Below are 19,370 nucleotides of genomic sequence, written 5' to 3'. Positions count from 1 at the left end.
GCTATTGGTCCTCATGTTCTTTTACAAATAGCCGCTGGAGCTCCTCCCGCCCCAACGGGTGAGAGCTGTTCCGGTTCAGCTCGAGCACGCGCCCTATCGCATCGCGCATCATTGCCTTGTGTTGTTGCGGGCGCGGCACTACCACAAACTTCTGCCCCTCTGTGCCGGACGAAAAAATACTCTCAACAACGACAGCGACCTCGAAAGGATTCCCTGCTCGCCTGTTCTGTTGCAACGCCTTGAGAGTCGACTCGGCTTCCGCCCTGAAAGGGCTTTCGATAAATGAAGCTTCCTGTGCCTCCACCCTCGCCGCGGCGGAATCACCAATATTTGAGATGTACTGTCCCGGCAGCACCGAAACCACACGCACTCCCAGAGGTGCCAGCTCCCCTGCCATGACCTCACTGTAGCTCTCCAGGGCACTCTTACTCATGACATAAGCACCTAGCATTCGCGGTGCCATATAGCTCGAGATAGAGCTCATGTTGACGATTGTTCCGCCCGACTCAATCAGCAATGGGAGTACCGCACGGATCACGCGATGGGCGCCGCGTACATTTACACCGAAGATATAATCAAGCTCGGAATCCCACACTTCGGCTGCCGGCCCGACAATCAACACCCCCGCATTGTTGACGACACCGGACAATTTAAATTCTCCTTCGCGAATATACTGCACCATTCTATCGACGTCTTCCTGAGAGGTAACATCAAGAGCAAATGCATCGATATAGGGCAGCGCATTCAAGCGCTTCATGTCCTCGGCACTGCGTGCACCGGCCAGAACTCGGTACCCGGATTGGGCAAGGTGATTGGCAACCGCCAAACCGATACCACTGCTAGCCCCCGTTACCAAAACCAGCGAACGCTCATCTGCCCGGGCAACAGTCGCCAGCATCAGCATCAGGAATAGTATTTTAAATCTCGCAACCCTCATCTAAGAACCTCTGTTAATTGGCACCTCCGATTCTATGACCTACGCAAGCCGCCTCCTAACTAAAATTGAGGGTTTAGCACCGCTATTCGTCACATCGACTATCCGTTTCATAATTCGAGATAGCTTCGACCAATGACACTCCGCTTATTCCTGGCCGTCATCGCCATCACACTGCCCTGTTTCGCCCTCGCTGAGGTCGGCTCTGGCGCCAAAAAATTCGCCCAGCTAGGTCACCTGCTGGACACGCCTACCGAGGTTCGGCTTGCCAGCGGCGCCCCCGGTCCGGACTACTGGCAGCAACGCGCCGACTACAAGATCGATGTCACCATCGACGACACGCGCCAGCATCTGACCGGGCGGGAGACCGTCACCTACTACAACAACAGCCCGCACTCGCTGAAGTACATCTGGCTGCAGCTGGACCAGAACCGCTTCCGCCAGGATTCGGACGATATGCTCACCAAAACGGCGCCCAATTTCGAAAAGTACCCCTATCGGAGCATGGCCAGCCTGCTCTACCGCATGGAGTTCGCTGGCGGCGTCAACAACCTCGCGATCACCGACGCCCAGGGCAACAAACTGCCGTTCGCGCTGAACAAGACCATGGCGCGGATCGACCTGCCCCAACCCCTGCGGGCCGGCGAGCAATTCGTATTCAACGTGGCGTGGGATCACGCCATTGTCGACGCCAGCAAGTTCGGCCGCGGCGGCTACGAGCACTTCGAGCAAGACGGGAACTACATCTATGAAATAGCCCAATGGTTCCCGCGTGTCTCTGCCTATACTGATTATGAAGGCTGGAACAATAAGCAGTTTCTGGGAAAAGGAGAGTTCACCCTCGAACTCGGCGACTACGAAGTTGCCATCACGGTGCCCGCTGACCACATTGTTGCCGCAACCGGTGTACTACAAAACGCGGACGACGTTCTGTCACGCAAACAACTGAAACGCTACGAAAAAGCGCAGAAGTCACAGGAGCTGCAATTCATTGTCACGCCCGATGAAGCCGCCCAACGCGAAAAAAGCAGCACCTCTGTCGAAAGCACCTGGGTCTTCAAGGCAGAGAATGTGCGCGATTTTGCCTTTGCCTCCTCACGGAAATTCATCTGGGACGCGAAGACAGCCCCCTCAGGCAGCAAAAACGTGCTGGCCATGTCCTTCTATCCAAACGAAGCAGAGCCGCTCTGGAGCCAATACTCTACCGCCTCCATCGCCCATACCATCGATGTGTACTCGCGCTACACCTTCGAGTATCCCTACCCGGTTTCCATTTCGGTAAATGGTCCTGTGGGCGGCATGGAATATCCGATGATTACCTTCAACAAGCCGCGCCCCTATGAAGACGGCACCTACTGGGATGAATCACAGAAAGATCACAGCAAATCATGGTCGCGCAGCAAATACGGACTGATCTCTGTCATCATCCACGAAGTGGGCCACAACTACTTCCCCATGATCGTCAATTCCGACGAACGCCAGTGGACCTGGATGGACGAGGGCATGAACACCTTCCTGCAATACATCGCCGAGCAGGAATGGGAAGAGGGCTACCCATCTCGCCGCGGGCCGCCTGAAAACATGACGGAGTACATGACCAGCGGCGAAGTAGTGCCCATCATGACCAATTCAGAGTCCATTCTGCAGTTTGGCAACAACGCCTATGGCAAGCCCGCTACCGCTCTGAACATCCTGCGCGAGAGCATCATGGGGCGCGAGCTGTTCGACTACGCCTTCGCCGAATTCGCCAACCGCTGGATGTTCAAACGCCCCACTCCTGCTGACTTCTTCCGCAGCATGGAAGATGCGTCTGCAACTGACCTGGACTGGTTCTGGCGCGGTTGGTTCTACGGGACTGACTACGTGGACGTCGCTATCACCGATATCACTCAGTTCACCCTGGATACACGCGATCCAGAGGTGGAAAAGGCATGGCAAAAGGCCAAAGACGACAAGATGGAACCCACTCTGAGCGAGCAGCGCAACAGTGATCTGGCGCTACTGGTGGAAAAATACCCGGCGCTCAATGATTTCTATAATGACTACGATGAATACACGGTCACCCCCTGGGATTACGCCCAGTATGAAAAGACCCTCAAAGCGCTGAACGACCAGGAGAAGGCCCTACTGGCACAGGACAAAAATTTCTACACCGTGAAATTTGCAAATCTGGGCGGTCTGGTAACACCTCTTCCACTGCGGATAAGCTATGCTAACGGGGACACCGAAGAACTGCAGATTCCCGCGGAGATCTGGCGTAGAAATGCCGAGGAAGTCACCAAACTCTTCGTCACCGAGAACGAGATCACGGGTATCGAGTTCGATCCCTATCGCAGCACCGCCGACGCTGACACTTACAACAACAGCTGGCCTCGCAAGGTAAAGACGTCCCGTTTCCGTCTGCACAAGGATTCGCCGAAGCCTAATCATATGCGCCGCGATGAAAAAGATAACTGGGAAAAGAAAGACAAGTGACACACTGCTTTCAATCATTCTTGCGCTGCCTGACGCTCGTGCTGTTCGCAGCACAGACGCAGGCCCACCCATCTCACACCAGCTTCGCAGAGATCGGCTGGGCGGAGTCTGGCGAGCAGTTGGAGGTCGCTCTGCGTGTTATCCCTGAGGACCTGGAAGAAGTGCTGGCACTGCAGCAGGGGCGCGCCGTCACCCTGATGGATTCCCCCGCCGTACAAAGCATGGTGCACACCTGGCTCAGCGAGGAATTTCGGGTGTATGCTGGCGACTCCCTATTGCCGATAGCACTAGTGGGAATGGAGCTCGAAAGCTACCGCGCCAGCTGGCTTTTCTTCACCGTGAATGCCTCGCCGGACGAGAAACTGACCCTGCAAAACCGCATCCTCATACGGCACAACAGTGCAGCGCGGGCTCGCGTTCAGATCAACACCGTGCAACGCCTGTGGCAACCTGCGAACGACCGCATGACCTTCACCGACGAGCATCCACAATCGTTGTGGGTGCCTCAGCAGTAAGCCTTTATTGGAGATAGCGATCCTTAAGTGCCCCCACTGACTCGGGATCCAGCTTCAACTCAGCCTCATAGAAGTGTTCCTTCGATTCGTAGCGTCGGGCAATCTCCTCAAAACAGGCCTTGATATATTCCGGGCGAACTTCGATCAACGGCCGTAAAACTTCCTCTGCCAGCGGCTCGCCAGCTTCATCAGTGACCCCTGTAGCGAGGCGGCCCAACTCTTGCTCCACAGATAAATACTCGTTGGTAAGCAGGTAGTCCTCGACAATTGTATCTTCGGGCACGCCCAACACATCGAGTATCAATGCCGACCCAAAACCCGTGCGGTCCTTACCCGAGGCACAGTGAATCAACGTTGCATGATCCCCCTGCAACAGTAAACGAAACATCTCCGCGTACTGGGGTAGCTGACTGGCAACAAAATCGCGGTTCATATCGCGCATGAATTCACTGGCGTTATCGACGGCGATAATGCCGTTGTGCAAATTGTCGAGAAAGTTGCGAGCACTGCCAGGGGCGACCGGCAGGCTGGCATGCAGATGGCTGGCATCTTCACCGATGTGGGTCGGGTCCAGTTCCTGCTCCACCGCCTGGCGGAAGTCACACACCAGAGTCAGCCCGAGGCCACGCACCCGCCCCCGATCCTCTTCCGTGAGTTGCGACAATTTGCTCGAGCGAAACAGCTTGCCCCACTTGAGTCTCGCGCCATCCGAGGCCTCGTAACCGCCGAGGTCGCGGAAATTTGGCGTCCCTGCGAGCGCCAAGCGCCGCTCGGCCAGAACCAACCCCTCGCCGTGTTCCGACAACAAGTAAAAGTAATGGCGCAGGTCTTTGTGCGGGTTCGCCAACCGGGCCTCACGCGCGCGGGTTCTCAATAACGGCTCGCCGTCAGGTGGATTGTTATAAAACGCTTCCGCATCGTCCGTCATATACACGCTGACTTCCTGCTCAGGATGAGGGCCGTCCCAGCGCAACCAGTAATTCTGTGCATCGTCCCGCTCCACGCTGCAGTGAGACAGGTCAAACATGGGGCCCCCTGTTCGCAGCGGTAATTGCGATATCACGTAGCCGAGGCAGGAATTTTTCGAGACGCAACAATACAGCCAATGCAAGATCGACCTGTTCAGTGCCCAAGCGACGCTGCCGACTGTCGTCTAAACCCATAGCCCGGCCCAGGTTATACATCAGCCAGTGCAGCCACGCCGCGAGCACAGTATCCAGGGCTGCAGGTACAAATCTCTCCTCCAGCACCCCACCCGCCTCACCATAACTTGCAAGGAAGTCAGCGAAAGGATGCGTATCAAAGTGGGCCGTAATGCCACTCCAATCGAGCGCCTCCAGCAGTGTTTCATAAGTAGGATTGAGATGCATTGCAGACTCCCAATCTATGAGTAGCGGCTTCCCTGCGTCGTTCCATAGAACATTTTTGTGATCGAGGTCGCCATGGCTGATTACATGGTGAGTGGCCAGAAGCGGCAGCGCTTCATCCAGCGCCGCAAGCACAGCCAGAACGTCGTCAATACGCTCCTGCAGATATCTGGCCTCGTGCACATTGCGCGATACCGCAAATTCGATCAGGGCTATAGTGTCTTCTGCGGTAATGATTTTTGGCAGCTCATCAGGTAGCTCTGGCACTTGTATATTCGCCTGATGCATCTCCGCCAAAATGGTCGCCACGGTTTCAGCATGGCCCGGCTTGATCTGGTTTCTGCCCCTGGCAGTAGCGCTCGCCCAGGGATAAACCAGATAACCAGAGTTGTCGAATTGCTGCAGAAAATAGCCATCATGCTCGATTGCAGAGAGTGCCGGCACACCTAGAGCCGCAAACGTCTGGGCGGTTCGTTCGCTGGCATTGTAGCGGGACACCACCGTGGGATTTCCCAAGTCCACATCGGCCGCCAATTGTTTGATAGCATGGCGACCGCCGGCCGTGTCTACGCACCACATTGCGTGATGAAACCCACCAGCCACGGCTGTCGGCGCCTGGGTCATATATCCGAGTCCCATGACGTCGCAGAGTTGCTGAATATGCTGTATGCCCATACTCAGCAGTTTAGGCAACAATCTCAGCCAGGGAAATTGCGCTAGATCAGTGACCCGAATCAATGTGCTGATATTGTGTACTTGTGGTGCCCCGCAGACCGCTGCAAGGTCGGCTCGATACAAGTAGAGGACAATAGAGTGGAAAAACTGTCAGAAATGGACGCCAGCTTCGTGCATCAGGAGAGCAACCGCACTCCCATGCATATCAGCCCAGTTGTGATCTACGACCAATCCTCCCGCGAAAATGGCAAAGTGCGGTTCAAGGAGATCCTCGATGTATTCCGCCGCAACCTGCACAAGTCTTCGATTTTTCGGCGCAAACTTGCCGGCGGCGCCATGGGTCTGGACACACCCTACTGGGTGGAAGACCCGGACTTTGACCTCGAATTCCACGTCCGTCATATCGCCCTGCCCAAGCCCGGAGACTGGCGCCAGTTCTGCATTCTACTTTCACGCCTGCAATCCCGAGGCCTGGATATGCGACGCCCGCTGTGGGAGGCCTATGTTATCGAGGGCCTGAACGACGTCGAAGGCCTGCCTGACAACAGTTTTGCGCTCATGCTAAAAGTGCATCACGCCGCCATCGACGGGGTTTCTGGCGCGGAAATAATCACCGCAATTCACAGCCTCAGTGCCGAACTGGACACCGCACCCATAGTGGACGACTGGGAGGGTGAGACAGACCCCTCCCTGGCGAAAGTCTGGCGCGAAGCCTATATGACCAATCTGCGCCGGCCAGCCACCTTCTATCGCAAAGTGCGCCAGCTGGTGCCCGCTGTCGTCCGGGCCAACAAGGCGACTCATGAGGACGATACCGAAGGGCGAACTCCCATGGTGCGCACACGGTTTAACGGTGAGGTCAGCTCTACCCGGGTGACAGATACGCTGGTAATGCAACTGGATGACGTAAAGACAATCCGCAAGGCGGTGGACGGCGCGACAGTGAATGACGTCATTCTTGCTATTGTCGGCGGTGGCATGCGCCGCTATCTGGAGGATAAAGACGAGCTTCCTGAAACGAGCCTGTCCTGCAGTGCACCTATTTCCATGCGTTCCGCCAGGGGTTCCGAGTCCCACGGCAACCAGGTTAGCCAGATGACTATCAGCCTGGGCACCGACGTAAAAGCCCCACTCAAGCGCCTTGCAGCGATCCAGCACAGCTCCGTCCATTCGAAAGAATATTCGGAGGCGCTGGGCACCAGCGTGATCATGGATGTGAGTGAGGTCATGGTTCCCCAATTAATGGGGTGGAGTATGCGCGCCACCAGTCGCGCGGCTGCCAGAGCTGGTGTTCCCCTCCCCACCCATACAGTTGTTTCCAATGTACCCGGGCCGCAGTTTCCGCTGTATCTCGCCGGTGCCAAAGTGCATATGATGATGGGAATGGGGGTACTACTGGACATGATGGGGCTGTTTCACGCGGTGATCAGCGGCGCTGGAAAGATTACGATCAACGCCACTTCAACCAGAGAGATGATGCCGGACCCAGGATTCTATCGGGACTGCCTCGAGGCATCGTTCAAAGAATTGCTCAAGGCAGCGCAAGCCAAACAGCGCAAACCCCGCGCCAAGGCAAAGGCCAAAAAAAAACCCAGGAAGTCGTAGACTTCCTGGGGGGATGACAGCTCTGCGGTCAGGCTGCCCCGGCCACGGCCTTGATTTCCAGATAATCTGTGAAGCCGTGGGCGCCCCACTCGCGACCGTTGCCTGACTGCTTGTAACCGCCAAAGGGTGTCAGCATGTCGCCAGACTGGCCGTTCAGGTTGATATTACCCGCGCGGATTTGGCCAGCAACCTTCATCACTTGATCCATATCCTCGCCCTGCACATAACCCGCCAGTCCGTAGGGAGTGTCATTGGCAATGGCAATCGCCTCATCCAGCGAATCGTAGGGCATGATGCAAAGAACCGGACCGAAGATTTCCTCGCTGGCAATGGTCATGCCGTTGTTAACATTACTGAAGACTGTGGGCTTTACAAAGTAGCCTTTATCGATACCGTCAGGGCGGCCGACACCACCACAGGCCAGGGTTGCCCCCTCATCGATACCGGCCTGGATCAGGCCCTGAATTTTGTTCCATTGCACCTCGCTCACAACCGGCCCCATCGTGGTGTCCTCTGCTTTCGGATCACCGACAACCACGGTCGCTGCCGCATTCACGGCTATTGTGGTCGCCTCCTCAAGCTTGGCGCGAGGCACCAGCATGCGTGAAGGTGCATTACAGGACTGACCGGTGTTCTGGAACATGTGCATCACACCGCGCGTGACTGCCTCTTCCAGGTTCACGTCGTCCAGCAGGATATTGGGCGACTTGCCACCGAGCTCCTGGGTGACGCGTTTGACACTGGGCGCTGCATTTTGCGCGACCAGAGACCCGGCGCGGGTGGAACCAGTAAAGGAAACCATCTCGATCAGCGGGTGGGAAGAAATAGCGGTACCCACACCTGGGCCGTCACCGTTAATCAGATTGAACACACCGGCAGGCACACCCGCTTCGTGCATCACTTCGGCGAATATATAGCCGCACAACGGTGCGACTTCAGATGGCTTCAGCACAACGGTACAGCCTACTGCGAGCGCCGGCGCCACCTTGCAGGTGATCTGGTTGATTGGCCAGTTCCATGGCGTGATCATGCCGCATACACCGATAGGCTCTTTGAAAATACGGCTGTGCCCGGCTGTCTCTTCAAACTCGAACGTCTTGAGAATTTCCATTGCCGTGGAGATGTGGCCAATGCCTGTTGCAGCCTGGGCATGGACCGAAAGCGGTGTCGGCGCACCCATTTCCTCGGTGATAGCGTCGGCGATATCGTTATAACGCTTCTGGTAAACCTCGCAGATGGAAGCCAACAGCTCGACTCGTTCCTCGCGGCTGGTGCGACTGAAACTGGCAAAGGCCGCGTCGGCTGCTTTGGCGGCCTTGTCGACATCAGCGGCCGAGCCGATCGATATCTGCGCACAGACCTCTTCCGTTGCCGGGTTAATCACATCCAGGGACTTCGGTTCCACCGGGTCGACCCACTCGCCATTGATATAGAACTTGTCGTATACACGCATCTTAATGCTCCTTATTTTGGGTCACTCAACTATAGCAGCCGCTCGCTGCATTGCGGTGACAAAAAGTTCATCTGGGCCGGTTGAGTAAGCCACCACCAACTTCGAGGCGACAATTCTCCAACGACCGTCGAGCAGTGCGCAGCGGTTGGTGTATTCACCTACCACCCGGCTCAGTTCGTCCGGGCCTGCATTGGGCGCCTCGGGCACCCCATTCTCCCAGATAATATGATCCGCCGTGAGATAGGCTTGGCACACCACAGTATCGCCGTCACGGCGAAAGCGATGGTTACTGATGATGTGGCGGGTGAGATCAAAGCCATTGATTACGGCTTTAATCCCCTCCACCCATTCGTCTGCGGGCCAGGGGTCGCTGGGGTCGCGATCATGAACACCGGTAGCGTAGTCGATATATACCGTGTCTGCGAAGCAGCTGCGCACCATCCCCCAGTTTTTGGTATCTACTCCCTCAGCGTAAGCGTTGTACAGATCAATCGCCGCTGCCCGTTCTTCAACGGTTACTGGTGACTCAGGCATAGGCTCCTCACTTATCGTGCCGCAACACGGCACCCTCAGTAATGCTGGTGGTGTTGTCGACGACCATCTCAGCGCCGTTGACCGAGCGCGCTTCATCGGAGGCGAGGAACAATACCATGTTGGCAACGTCCACCGGATCTCCCACCCACAATTTGTCCATGTCTGCTGCGGCTTCCGGATCGTGCTCCAGAACGGTGTCGTACATGCGACTCAACATGGGCGTCTGCATATTCCCCGGGTGCACCGAGTTGCAGCGGATGCCATAACCCTCCTGTGTGGAGAGACATGCTACGGACTTGGTCATCCCACGAATGGCGCTCTTGGAAGCGGCATAGGCAAAGATATTGGGTCCCCCCTGAATACTGGCCGTGGAACACATATTGATAATAGATCCGCTGCCCTGTGCCTTCATACTGGCAAGCGCGTGCTTGCAGCCGTAGAAAGTGCCGTCAGTACCTACCGCATTGATCTTGCGCCAGATGTCCTCGGTGGTGTGCTCGATACTGGCGAGTTCAACCACACCGGCACAATTCACCAACACATCCAAGCGATCCATGCTGCCAATCAAGGCCTGCCATGCAGATTCGCTGGTGACATCGAGATAGGCGAAGCTCGCATTAGCCAGCCCTTGTGCTGCCATTTCGCCTGATTCACGAGCCACATCGGCGAGCACAACCTCGGCACCTTCTTCAGCCAATCGCTGCGCAATAGCCAGACCCAGCCCGGAAGCAGCACCGGTGACCAGTGCCACCTTTCCTGATACGCGTCCCATATTTTTATGTCCTTCTGGATTAAGAAAGCCTCTGCTTGCTTTCGCCCCAGTGGGTGATAACATCACAAAAACAGTCAGTTCGTACTGTTTATAGTATTCAGAATAACAACAGCCCGCAAGCAGCGGCAACAGGAGAGAATTTTGAGCGACTCGGTAGAAAACTACGACGATGTGACCATGTACGGCCTCAGCAACGACAAGATGGAGAATCTGCTGCTGACCCAGAACGAACTGACCTTTATCTGGGCCAACAAAGCCGGCCATCCGCTTGGCGTTACCATGAGCTATATTTGGCGCAAAGGCCGCATCTGGTGCACAGCCACCGAGCAACGCGCGCGCATGAAAGCCCTCGCCCGCGACCCCCGTTGCAGCGTGGTAATTTCAAGTGCAGGTGTTGATGCAAACATCAGCCAATCCATCACCTTCAAAGGCACGGCCATCTTGCACAAGGACCAGGAAACCAAAGATTGGTTCTACCCAGATTTCGCCCGCCATGCCAACAGCCCGGCCCCTACGCCGGAAGCTTTCGTGGCGTTCCTCGACACCCCGATGAGGATAATCATTGAAGTAGTGCCGGAGAAAACCATCAGTTTTGATGGTGGTGTGATGCAAGATGCAACCACTGAAGCGCTGACCAGTAAGTAGTCAGCGACAGCTGGGATTGAGTGAAAGAGCCATAATGATATCCCGCTGGCGGTCGCTACCCAGGTAGAAGGCTTGCTCGCCAACCTCAACAAAGCCCATCTTGTTGTAGAAGCCGATTGCCCTTGGATTATTCTCCCAGACCGCCAACCATATCGCTTTGCTACCGTCTCCGCTCACAATTGAAATACTCGCATCAATCAACTGTTGTGCGAGTCCAAGACCGTGCCATTCCTCAGCGACGTAAAGACGCCTCAACTCCTTCGCATCATCGTTGCCAACCCCGTCGGGCGGCACGCTGTTCCAGATTTGGGCATAGCCCGCCAGTTGCTCTCCCTCCAGGCAGAGTAAGGTGCGAATTGAATCACGCTCAATTTCGGCCAACTGAATATCGACGCCAAAACTTCTTCCGCAATAACTGTTCATATCGCTGCTTGAGTTACTGGCGCCAAATGCGTCTCTAAATGTCTGCTCCGCAAAACGAGAAAGTACAAGAGCGTCGCCAGGCCCCGCCTCGCGAACTAGAGCCAAGCCGAACCACCGAGTACGAGAAGGGCCGTGAGTGCCAACAGGGAGATACCAAACATGACTGACCTGAGAATTTGTAGATTCAGGTAGTAGCAAACCGCATACAAGCACCGTGCGACAACAAACGCCCAGGCAGCATACGCCGTCGCACTGGCGGGCGCCCCACACAGCATGCAGAACAGTATTGCCAGTATGAAGATGGCAATACTTTCATTGGTATTGGCGACGGTACGGCTAGCGCGGAAGAGCGGGTTTTCATGGTCTGCCGGGACCGCTGAACCCGGGATATGCCGGGACCGTAACCCAACGACATCAGCCACAAGAAGCTGGCAGAACATCAGAATGGCCAAAGCGCCGAGCGCCGAAATTGCCATTGAGTAAGTATGCGCGAGATCCATAAAAAGTACCTGTGTCTAAAGGAAAGATGGCTAACAGCTAGCCCCTTGCTAGAAAGCCTCGTTTTCGTCGTGCACCGACAGGGAAAGTTCGCCTTCGATGGACATCGATATGAGAAACGTTATGGGCCGACAACACACCTGACAATCTTCAATGTATTCCTGCCCTGCCTCCTGCTGGTCGACAAGCACTTCTATTGACTCGCCGCAGTACGGGCAGCTAATACTCTGTTGTGCTAGAAATTCCATGTCAGTTCAATGCGCTATCCACGGGTGTACGCCTCAAAGTTACTTGCATGACGCACAGTAATCTAGCAATGAAGTGACTGGCCAGCAACCGGCCCAAAACGCCAGTAAAAAAAAGGCCCCATCTACAAGTAGAAGGGGCCGGTTCGAGCTGGGTATATCTAGAAATTCACGTTCAATTCAACACCATAATGTTTCGGCGGGCTGTACTGGCCGAAGGTGCTGATGCCGATTGGAATCACCCGGGCATAGCGTTCATCACCGAGGTTACGTCCATACACACTGACTGTGAAATTCTCGCTGAACTCCATATCGATGCTGGCGTTGTGGAATCCTGCCGACTCCACCAGGCCACGCTCGTCGTTGTTCAGGATAGTGTGATACTCGTCGCGCCAGCGATAGTTGTAATGCAGGCCAAGTTCGGCAAAGCCGACAGGCAGGTAATAGTCCAGCCCCACATTCACCGTCGACTCAGGTGCATTGCGCAACTCCAGGCCGGAGTTATCGACAGGATTACCGTCAGAATCCGAAACGGTGAATTCCGAAAACTCCGCATCGATAAACCCAGCATTCAGGAAACCACTCAGGCCGCGGGTAATCTGTGCTGTGAACTCCAGCTCAAGGCCAGAAATCTCTACGTCGGCTGCGTTGTTCACGATGGTGGTTACATTGCCGTTGCCGAGATTGGTGATTACCTCTTCCTGCTTGTCGGTGTAGTCGCTGTAGAAGGCTGTGGCATTGAAGCGCAGGCGATTATCCAACCACTCACTCTTCATGCCAATCTCATAGGTATCGACATACTCCGGATCATAGGAATTGATGTCGTCCACGTTCTGGGTTCTAGCAAAGAAACCGCCGCTCTTGAAGCCGCTGGAAAATGAGCCGAACACCATCATGTCGTCGCTAATATCAAACAGCAATGCAATACGTGGCGAGAACTCAGTCCAATCCTCTTTGAAGTCCTGAGCCGCACCACCGGGGACAATCTCCAGGGCAGTTCCATCAGGAAGATTAAGCATAAAATTCGGCGTACCGGTCGTAAGCTTGCGCTCTTCGTTGGTAATGCGACCACCGAGGTTTAACATCAATCGATCAGTAAGCTGCCAGTCCATGGAAGCGAAAGCAGAGTAAGCCTCATTCTCACCAGTACCATCCAACTGGCTGGACACTGCTCCGGGCCAGAGGCCGCCTTCCGGGCCAAACCCTATGCCCAGGTAGTACCACATATCAAAGGACTCCTGGAACTGATCATACTCAGAGTTCCAGTAATACAGGCCCGCTGTAAGATTAATATTATCAGTCAGGTCACCATTGATCCGGAGCTCCTGGCTGAACTGCTCGTATTCCTGCTCGGCAGTAACGGTGAGAAACTCAACCTGCGCCGCATCATACTCCACCCGGAATGCCTCCGAGCGTTCTACGTAGCCAGTAATGGATGTGAGCACCCAGTCTCCCAGGTCCCAGTTCGCAGTCAGGTTGTAGAAATCGTTGGTTACATCCGAGGAGTTCGGCTCGTTCTGGGGCGAGTGATCCTCGTCGCTATCTACATCGAGCTCCTGGCAGCCGCTGCCAAAGGGCGCGCCGCTTGCCTCAGGAGGAATTCCCGCGGGAGGAAAACCCCCAAGGGATATCAGGCACGCCAGATCTGTAAAGCTGTTGAAGTTCGACCAGGCGCCCACGTCTGATTCGTCTTCGATACGCTCAGCAGTGAATGACACATCAAAATTTTCGGTGAAGTTATAGGACACCGTGGCACCGAACTGGAGATAGTCTTGTACGCCTACATCACCGTCGTAAACGTTGCTGTCCATATAGCCGTCGTGTTTGCTGGAGCTGCCGTATAACTTGATGCCGCCATCATCACCCAGCGGCGTGTTCAGAAGGCCCCGGACTTCCGTTAAGTCCCAGCTCCCGCCGGTTAACTGAACCTTGCCACCCCACTCGCGGGTGGGAGCGCTACGCACGATATTAAGCGCACCTGCCGTGGTGTTTTTGCCAAAAAGCGTACCCTGCGGGCCACGCAGCACTTCGATCCGTTCCATGTCAAAGTTATGCAACAAACCGCCAGCCACTACCCCCATATAAACACCATCGAGGATCACACCAGCCGGTGGGTCTACACTCTTGTCGGTCTCCTGAAAACTGATACCGCGTATCGAAATCGAGGCACCGTTGTTACCGGCAATAAGATCAATATTCACGTTCGGAGCATAGTTCTGCACATCGCGAATGGACTTAACCGTGGATCGATTCAACTCCTCGGTCAATGAAGTCACCGCCACAGGCACGTCCTGCATGGATTCTTCACGTTTTCGCGCAGTCACGATCACTTCTTCCAGGGCAACCCTGTCCTCCTGGGCTATTGCCTGGGGAGTGCTTACGCTGCTGGTGACAACGGCACAAGCAAGTACGGTCTTGAGCATAGTTCGCTGTTTCATATGGTCCCTACCTTTTATTATTAAGTGGATAAAACGCTACTGGTACAGCAAGAGACACCGCAACCTTCCCTGGTTACCGCTGAGAAGGACTGGCAGTGTGAACTAGGAATCACCTCCCGCCGGCACGGTGCCGTCGTAGGAGGCCTTGGAGATCGCGTCGCCATCAAACTTGAGCGCCATCTCCGGAATCAATTGGATAATCACCCGCAACGGCGTATCGAGATGCTCGATCGCAGCCTCGGGTGTAGGTGCCGGGTACGGTGAAATAATGTCTGCCATCGCTGGGTAGAACCAATCTTTGGTAGCCTGGTCCTCGTGCAACACCACCCTGCCCTTGTACGTGATTTGTTTACCTGGGCCCATATCGGTACCCATACTGGATATCACTACCGACGCTCGCGGGTCACGCTGCAATGCCTTGATGCGGGGCCGCTGCTTTGTCGCGGTGAGCCAGATCGAACCGTCCTTGGCCACGTAATTCATGATCACGCCCATACCGTGACCTTCCTTGTTGGTCCAAATGAAATTGCACTCGATCTGTTTCTTTAACAGTTCCTGCTCGCGCTCATCAGTGAGCTTGTATAGTGTGACGTCTTCGTAACCTTGCATAGTGTTCTCCTTTAAAAGCGCGGCAAGTGGCCCATTTGCTGACCACCGGCGAGGTCAAGCACTTGCCCGTTGATAAACCCGGAACGTGCCTCATCTGCGAGAAAAAGTGCGGCCTCGGCCATATCATTCAGCGTGCCCATACGGCCCGCTGGTGTCTCTGCAACGTGGGCAGCGATAATGGGTTCGATCTCGAACAAGGGGCCCGTCATATCAGTTTCAATCAAACCCGCGGCAATGGAATTGAAGCGAACTTTTTGGCCCTGATACTCCTGCGCCGCCACCTTGATGGCGTAGTCGATCCCGGCGCGAGCGCCTGAATACACAGAGAGGGTTGGGCCTGGCAGCCTGGCAGTGAGGGAAGACACGGTGATAACAGACCCCCCCTCGGGCATCGCCGCGGCCGCATGTTTAAAGAAGAGCAGCGCACCGATAAAGCTGACCTCCAGGGTCGGCCGGACATCATCTGCTGTCAGTTCGGATATCAGTACCGAGGAATACACACCTGCTGAGTACACCGCTATATCAACGCCGCCGGTGGCCTCGGAGGCGCGACTAAACAATGCCTCTACCTGCTCCTCGTCGGTAACATCACACGCGATCGCGAGGCCGCCAATGTCGGCCGCGAGCGCTTCGAGCGGCGCCTCTCTGCGGGCTGACACCACAACATTCGCACCCTCCGCGGCAAGCTTGCGAGCAATTGCCACGCCAATATTGTCCTCACCGGACGCACCTACGATTACCGCTGTTTTACCGGCCAGAGTTGCCATAATTTTTACCTGTTAGTGTTTATAGCTCTGAGAGCACATGGCCGCCGTCGATCACTATCGACGCCCCTGTCATATGAGATCCTGCGTCGGAGGCCAGCAACAGCAACGGCCCAAAGAGCTCGCTAATGTCGCCTACTCGTCGCTGGGGAATACGTTCCTGCAATGCCTGACCCTCCTCACTCGCCAGCCAGGCCCGGGTAATATCAGTTGCGAAGTAGCCGGGACAAATAGCGTTCACACGAATACCGTGCTGTGCCAACTCCAACGCTGCATTTTTGGTGAACTGCACCAGGCCCGCTTTCGCGGCGGCATAGCTGGTAAGAAAACTCTGTACGCGCACTGCGAGTATGGATGCGATGTTGACGACACTGCCCTTTGCACCGGCAGCCACCATCCGCGACGCGGTCTCTCTGGTGACGTAGGCCGCTCCACTGAGATTCGTCGCAACGACCTGATTCCAGGCATCATCATCCATTTCCAGCAATGGCCGGGGCATGCTGATACCCGCATTGTTTACGACAATCGTGACGGTACCGAACTGCGTTTCAACAGCATCCAGTGCCCTGGCGATTGAAGCGCTGTCAGTAATATCCATGGCCACTGCCATCGCCTCGCCGCCGCTGGCGATAATCTCGTCTCGCGCGGCTTCTATCAGTTCCAGGCGACGCGCTGCCAATACGACTTTGGCTCCAGCCGCCGACAGAGCATCGGCAAATTCGCGACCAAAGCCACTGGACGCGCCAGTGACCAATGCAACCTTGTCCGTCAGTAGAAAGGGTTGCAGTAAGTCTAGTGCCCGCGAATCAAGCTCAGGCATTGATGTACTTTTCCAGGGTCTGGTGGAAGTGACGTATACGGACTTCCTGATAGTTCGCCAGCACCACTTCACCACTACGCAGATTGGGTAAGCCCTTCTGCAACATCTTCAAGTTGGAGAAATCCTGGTCGAATACTTTTCCGAGCCCGCCTTCCAACCCTTCTGCCTCGGAGAACAACTGATCCTTGTCGAGCTTCTGCACTGGAGCATCTGCTGGCCGCGGCTGGTCTTCCGGGTAGCGCATCAGGAAGATAATTTCCATCGTGCACATGTCGTGACGATCACCGTAAGGCTTCATGCGATAAGTCAGATTCGGATGAAAACCGGCCCAGGGAGCGAAATTGGGGAACAGCGAGTAAAGAATCGAATCCATGATCTCACTCTGGGTGCAGAATTCGGCAAGGTCTACGCCGTACTGCTCGCTCCAGGTTTTATAATAGAAATCGGCCAGATATTCCCTCGCAGACATACCTTCGGGGACGTCAATGCTTTCACCGTCTGGCAAGGCCATGGCATGTTCCAGCCATTCATTTACTGTCTGGTTCGGTGGAACATCTTCCAGATGAGGGCTAACGACACCCATTGGAGAAATGGTGCGGCTAACATTGTCGCCCCAACAATCGTACTGGGAATTCGAGTCACCCAGGTAGGACATGATCTGCGGATGGGTGGCAACGGTATGGTATGACTCGATGAACGCTTCCCAGGCAAGCTTCCAGTTGCACTCGATAATTTTCTCGACGTGAAGGGCCTTGAAGGTGTTCTCCGGCTTCCAGCGCTCAAAGTGTTGCGGAAGAATGCCCATATAGCTCTGCAGTGACTCCGCTTCGAGGTCCATATTGATGAAGACCCAACCACCCCAGGTATCCACCTGGACCTGCGGCAAAGAAAATTCTTCCTCGTTTATATGGGGGAAATCCCACTGACAGGGCGCCCCCAGAAAATCGCCTTCCAGATTCCAACGAAACCCGTGGAACGGACACTTGAACTCTCGCGCACGGCCAGACTCTACACTTCGCAAGGCGCGGCCGCGGTGAAGGCAGGCATTGTGGTAGCCCTTGATATCCCCATTTTCTGTCCGCGTGACCACGAGTGAGTACTTGGCAATGTCGTAGACAAAAAAGTCACCGGTTTTGGCAATCTCCGTTTCACGGCATACTGCCTGCCAGGTGCGGCTCCACATTTTTTCGACTTCCAGATCATGAAAGTCACGCGCCAGATAGCGATCAGTGGAAATATTGTCGCTGCCCAGGAAGGTCTCGGTGCTTTCTCGCAGCGCATCGGGTACCGGGTTAGGCTCTTTGTCGAGCATCTCCTGGTAAGTTTCCCCATCCGAGCGAATCACCTCGCGGCCATCCTCAAGCTCAATCGTTCTGCTCATTATTGGTCTCTCCTGAGGCCCTGAACCTAATACCTAATGCGCAATACCTGGTAGCTAGTACTCAGGATCTAGCGCTGTAAAATAGTGACTGCGCTGATACCCGGCGCGCCATAAACATGGGTGTACCCCAGCCTGGGCTCTCCCGGCACCTGGTGGTCGCCAGCGGCATGACGCAACTGCAATACGGTTTCATACACCTGACGCAGGCCCGACGCACCGATCGGCTCTCCATTGGCCAGGCAACCACCATCGGTGTTGACCGGCATACTGCCGTCGATTCGAGTCGCGCCCGATTGAATCAAGTGCTCCTGCTCGCCATGCTCACAAAAACCGTTCTCTGCCATGTGCATAATCTCGGCACCAGACTCGGTATCCTGAAGCTGCATAACATCAATATCTGCAGGGCCAACTCCCGCCATTTCGAATGCGGCCTTGGCCGCATCGTAAGTGGGCCCTTCCGCCTCGACGAGTGCCTGACTGGGCGCGAATACCTCGAAGGAGCCGTAACGGCGAGATTTCAGGACGGCGGACTTCAGGTAAATCGGGGTGTCGGTATATTGCCTGGCCTTGTCGGCGCGACACAGCACCAACGCAACGCCCCCTTCTGCAGGCGCACAGAACATGTACTTGGTCAGTGGATCGTTCACCATCATGGCGCCCGCGATTTCCTCTACCGAAACTGGCTGACGGCGCCAGGCATTGGGGTTAAGAGAGCCATTCAGGAAGGCTTTCTCTGCCACTCTCGCCAGGGTTTCTTTACTGATACCGTACTGGTGCATGTATTTCTGGATCTTCATGGCGAAGAACTGTGTGGTCAGCATCATGCCGACTTCACCGTACCAACGGCCGAGCCCCAGCGCTTCAGGATCGGCGTCAAAAGCGCCACGGTCGTGCTTGTCGAAACCTGTCACCATGCCGAGATCGAACAAGCCTGACTTGATGGTGTTGTAGGCAGAAATCAGCGAACTTCCGCCGGTGGCGCAACCGTTGGCCACGTTCATAAAGGGAATACCAGTAAGGCCGAGCTCATTGCTCAACGCATCGGCATTGCCCGAACTGGCACTGCCCCCAAAGGCAAACTGAATATCCTTCCACTCAATTCCCGCGTCCTTGAGAGCATCACGAGCCGCAACAGCGCCCTGCTGCATGCCTGAAAGCCCCGGGGTCCGTCCAAACGGGTGAATACCGATACCTACGATGGCTACATCCATATCCAT

Annotated in this window: 19 protein-coding genes; 4 read left to right on the top strand and 15 right to left on the bottom strand. The window is 55.4% G+C overall.

Going from position 1 to position 19,370, the window contains the following annotated elements; all coding sequences use genetic code 11:
* Position 1: 1 nt before the first annotated feature.
* On the bottom strand, positions 2-937 hold the full coding sequence (locus EY643_RS05610) for an SDR family NAD(P)-dependent oxidoreductase (RefSeq protein WP_152661272.1): 936 nt from the start codon (positions 935-937) through the stop codon (positions 2-4).
* Positions 938-1,069: 132 nt separating this feature from the next.
* Here EY643_RS05610 and EY643_RS05605 point away from each other — a divergent pair, with 132 nt between their 5' ends.
* Entirely contained in the window at positions 1,070-3,409 is a 2,340-nt protein-coding gene (locus EY643_RS05605) for a M1 family metallopeptidase (protein WP_152661271.1), read from the top strand.
* The gene (locus EY643_RS05600) at positions 3,406-3,924 is read left to right on the top strand and encodes a DUF6702 family protein (RefSeq protein WP_152661270.1); all 519 of its coding nucleotides are present in this window, start codon (positions 3,406-3,408) and stop codon (positions 3,922-3,924) included. Before EY643_RS05605 ends, EY643_RS05600 begins: the two co-directional genes overlap by 4 nt.
* A 4-nt stretch (positions 3,925-3,928) precedes the next feature.
* Here the strand turns inward: EY643_RS05600 and EY643_RS05595 are convergent, their stop codons facing one another.
* Positions 3,929-4,951: a tyrosine-protein phosphatase gene (locus EY643_RS05595; protein WP_152661269.1), complete on the bottom strand. Its 1,023-nt coding sequence runs from the start codon at positions 4,949-4,951 to the stop codon at positions 3,929-3,931.
* Complete coding sequence (locus EY643_RS05590; RefSeq protein ID WP_205743157.1) at positions 4,944-5,966, bottom strand: phosphotransferase; 1,023 nt, start codon at positions 5,964-5,966, stop codon at positions 4,944-4,946. The genes EY643_RS05595 and EY643_RS05590 overlap by 8 nt, the downstream gene beginning before the upstream one ends.
* Positions 5,967-6,104: 138 nt before the next feature.
* Between EY643_RS05590 and EY643_RS05585 the strand changes: the two genes are divergently transcribed.
* Positions 6,105-7,571, top strand: a complete 1,467-nt coding sequence (locus tag EY643_RS05585; protein ID WP_152661267.1) for a wax ester/triacylglycerol synthase family O-acyltransferase — start codon at positions 6,105-6,107, stop codon at positions 7,569-7,571.
* Positions 7,572-7,599: 28 nt separating this feature from the next.
* On the opposite strand, the gene EY643_RS05580 is transcribed toward EY643_RS05585, so the two are convergent.
* The 3 genes from EY643_RS05580 to EY643_RS05570 are packed head-to-tail and all read right to left on the bottom strand — an operon-like array spanning position 7,600 to position 10,330.
* Positions 7,600-9,024 carry an aldehyde dehydrogenase family protein gene (locus tag EY643_RS05580; protein ID WP_152661266.1) on the bottom strand — a complete coding sequence of 475 codons (1,425 nt, stop codon included), beginning with the start codon at positions 9,022-9,024 and terminating at the stop codon, positions 7,600-7,602.
* A 21-nt stretch (positions 9,025-9,045) separates the two neighbouring features.
* Positions 9,046-9,558, bottom strand: a complete 513-nt coding sequence (locus EY643_RS05575; RefSeq protein ID WP_170287292.1) for a nuclear transport factor 2 family protein — start codon at positions 9,556-9,558, stop codon at positions 9,046-9,048.
* Between the two features lie 7 nt (positions 9,559-9,565).
* Entirely contained in the window at positions 9,566-10,330 is a 765-nt protein-coding gene (locus EY643_RS05570) for an SDR family oxidoreductase (RefSeq protein ID WP_152661264.1), read from the bottom strand.
* A gap of 141 nt (positions 10,331-10,471) precedes the next feature.
* Between EY643_RS05570 and EY643_RS05565 the strand changes: the two genes are divergently transcribed.
* A complete protein-coding gene (locus EY643_RS05565; RefSeq protein WP_152661263.1) occupies positions 10,472-10,975 on the top strand; it encodes a pyridoxamine 5'-phosphate oxidase family protein in 504 nt (167 codons plus the stop codon).
* Here EY643_RS05565 and EY643_RS05560 read toward each other — a convergent pair whose 3' ends face one another.
* The 9 genes from EY643_RS05560 to EY643_RS05520 form a co-directional block, all read right to left on the bottom strand.
* Entirely contained in the window at positions 10,976-11,398 is a 423-nt protein-coding gene (locus EY643_RS05560) for a GNAT family N-acetyltransferase (protein WP_205743156.1), read from the bottom strand. It lies immediately after the preceding gene.
* Between the two features lie 95 nt (positions 11,399-11,493).
* Positions 11,494-11,898, bottom strand: coding sequence for an MAPEG family protein (locus EY643_RS05555; protein ID WP_152661261.1), 405 nt, complete (start codon positions 11,896-11,898; stop codon positions 11,494-11,496).
* 48 nt (positions 11,899-11,946) lie between these two features.
* Positions 11,947-12,144 carry a CPXCG motif-containing cysteine-rich protein gene (locus tag EY643_RS05550; protein ID WP_152661260.1) on the bottom strand — a complete coding sequence of 66 codons (198 nt, stop codon included), beginning with the start codon at positions 12,142-12,144 and terminating at the stop codon, positions 11,947-11,949.
* A 158-nt stretch (positions 12,145-12,302) separates the two neighbouring features.
* Complete coding sequence (locus EY643_RS05545; protein ID WP_152661259.1) at positions 12,303-14,579, bottom strand: TonB-dependent receptor; 2,277 nt, start codon at positions 14,577-14,579, stop codon at positions 12,303-12,305.
* Between the two features lie 102 nt (positions 14,580-14,681).
* A complete protein-coding gene (locus tag EY643_RS05540) occupies positions 14,682-15,188 on the bottom strand; it encodes a pyridoxamine 5'-phosphate oxidase family protein (RefSeq protein WP_240732831.1) in 507 nt (168 codons plus the stop codon).
* An 11-nt stretch (positions 15,189-15,199) separates the two neighbouring features.
* A complete protein-coding gene (locus EY643_RS05535) occupies positions 15,200-15,955 on the bottom strand; it encodes an SDR family NAD(P)-dependent oxidoreductase (protein ID WP_152661258.1) in 756 nt (251 codons plus the stop codon).
* A 19-nt stretch (positions 15,956-15,974) separates the two neighbouring features.
* Positions 15,975-16,772 carry an SDR family NAD(P)-dependent oxidoreductase gene (locus tag EY643_RS05530; protein WP_152661257.1) on the bottom strand — a complete coding sequence of 266 codons (798 nt, stop codon included), beginning with the start codon at positions 16,770-16,772 and terminating at the stop codon, positions 15,975-15,977.
* Positions 16,765-18,153, bottom strand: a complete 1,389-nt coding sequence (locus EY643_RS05525) for an aromatic ring-hydroxylating oxygenase subunit alpha (RefSeq protein ID WP_152661256.1) — start codon at positions 18,151-18,153, stop codon at positions 16,765-16,767. The genes EY643_RS05530 and EY643_RS05525 overlap by 8 nt, the downstream gene beginning before the upstream one ends.
* 68 nt (positions 18,154-18,221) lie before the next feature.
* Entirely contained in the window at positions 18,222-19,370 is a 1,149-nt protein-coding gene (locus EY643_RS05520; protein WP_240732830.1) for a thiolase family protein, read from the bottom strand.

Source organism: Halioglobus maricola (assembly GCF_009388985.1).
Taxonomy (GTDB): Bacteria; Pseudomonadota; Gammaproteobacteria; order Pseudomonadales; family Halieaceae; genus Halioglobus; species Halioglobus maricola.
This window is presented reverse-complemented; position numbering and strand designations above follow the sequence as displayed.

Excerpts from the sequence above, each read along its gene's own strand:
- EY643_RS05610 (WP_152661272.1), bottom strand. The coding sequence starts at position 937 with ATGAGGGTTGCGAGATTTAAAATACTATTCCTGATGCTGATGCTGGCG.
- EY643_RS05605 (WP_152661271.1), top strand. The coding sequence starts at position 1,070 with ATGACACTCCGCTTATTCCTGGCCGTCATCGCCATCACACTGCCCTGT.
- EY643_RS05595 (WP_152661269.1), bottom strand. The coding sequence starts at position 4,951 with ATGTTTGACCTGTCTCACTGCAGCGTGGAGCGGGACGATGCACAGAAT.
- EY643_RS05590 (WP_205743157.1), bottom strand. The coding sequence starts at position 5,966 with ATGGGCATACAGCATATTCAGCAACTCTGCGACGTCATGGGACTCGGA.
- EY643_RS05580 (WP_152661266.1), bottom strand. The coding sequence starts at position 9,024 with ATGCGTGTATACGACAAGTTCTATATCAATGGCGAGTGGGTCGACCCG.
- EY643_RS05575 (WP_170287292.1), bottom strand. The coding sequence starts at position 9,558 with ATGCCTGAGTCACCAGTAACCGTTGAAGAACGGGCAGCGGCGATTGAT.
- EY643_RS05570 (WP_152661264.1), bottom strand. The coding sequence starts at position 10,330 with ATGGGACGCGTATCAGGAAAGGTGGCACTGGTCACCGGTGCTGCTTCC.
- EY643_RS05560 (WP_205743156.1), bottom strand. The coding sequence starts at position 11,398 with ATGAACAGTTATTGCGGAAGAAGTTTTGGCGTCGATATTCAGTTGGCC.
- EY643_RS05555 (WP_152661261.1), bottom strand. The coding sequence starts at position 11,898 with ATGGATCTCGCGCATACTTACTCAATGGCAATTTCGGCGCTCGGCGCT.
- EY643_RS05550 (WP_152661260.1), bottom strand. The coding sequence starts at position 12,144 with ATGGAATTTCTAGCACAACAGAGTATTAGCTGCCCGTACTGCGGCGAG.
- EY643_RS05545 (WP_152661259.1), bottom strand. The coding sequence starts at position 14,579 with ATGAAACAGCGAACTATGCTCAAGACCGTACTTGCTTGTGCCGTTGTC.
- EY643_RS05540 (WP_240732831.1), bottom strand. The coding sequence starts at position 15,188 with ATGCAAGGTTACGAAGACGTCACACTATACAAGCTCACTGATGAGCGC.
- EY643_RS05535 (WP_152661258.1), bottom strand. The coding sequence starts at position 15,955 with ATGGCAACTCTGGCCGGTAAAACAGCGGTAATCGTAGGTGCGTCCGGT.
- EY643_RS05530 (WP_152661257.1), bottom strand. The coding sequence starts at position 16,772 with ATGCCTGAGCTTGATTCGCGGGCACTAGACTTACTGCAACCCTTTCTA.
- EY643_RS05525 (WP_152661256.1), bottom strand. The coding sequence starts at position 18,153 with ATGAGCAGAACGATTGAGCTTGAGGATGGCCGCGAGGTGATTCGCTCG.
- EY643_RS05520 (WP_240732830.1), bottom strand. The coding sequence starts at position 19,370 with ATGGATATGGATGTAGCCATCGTAGGTATCGGTATTCACCCGTTTGGA.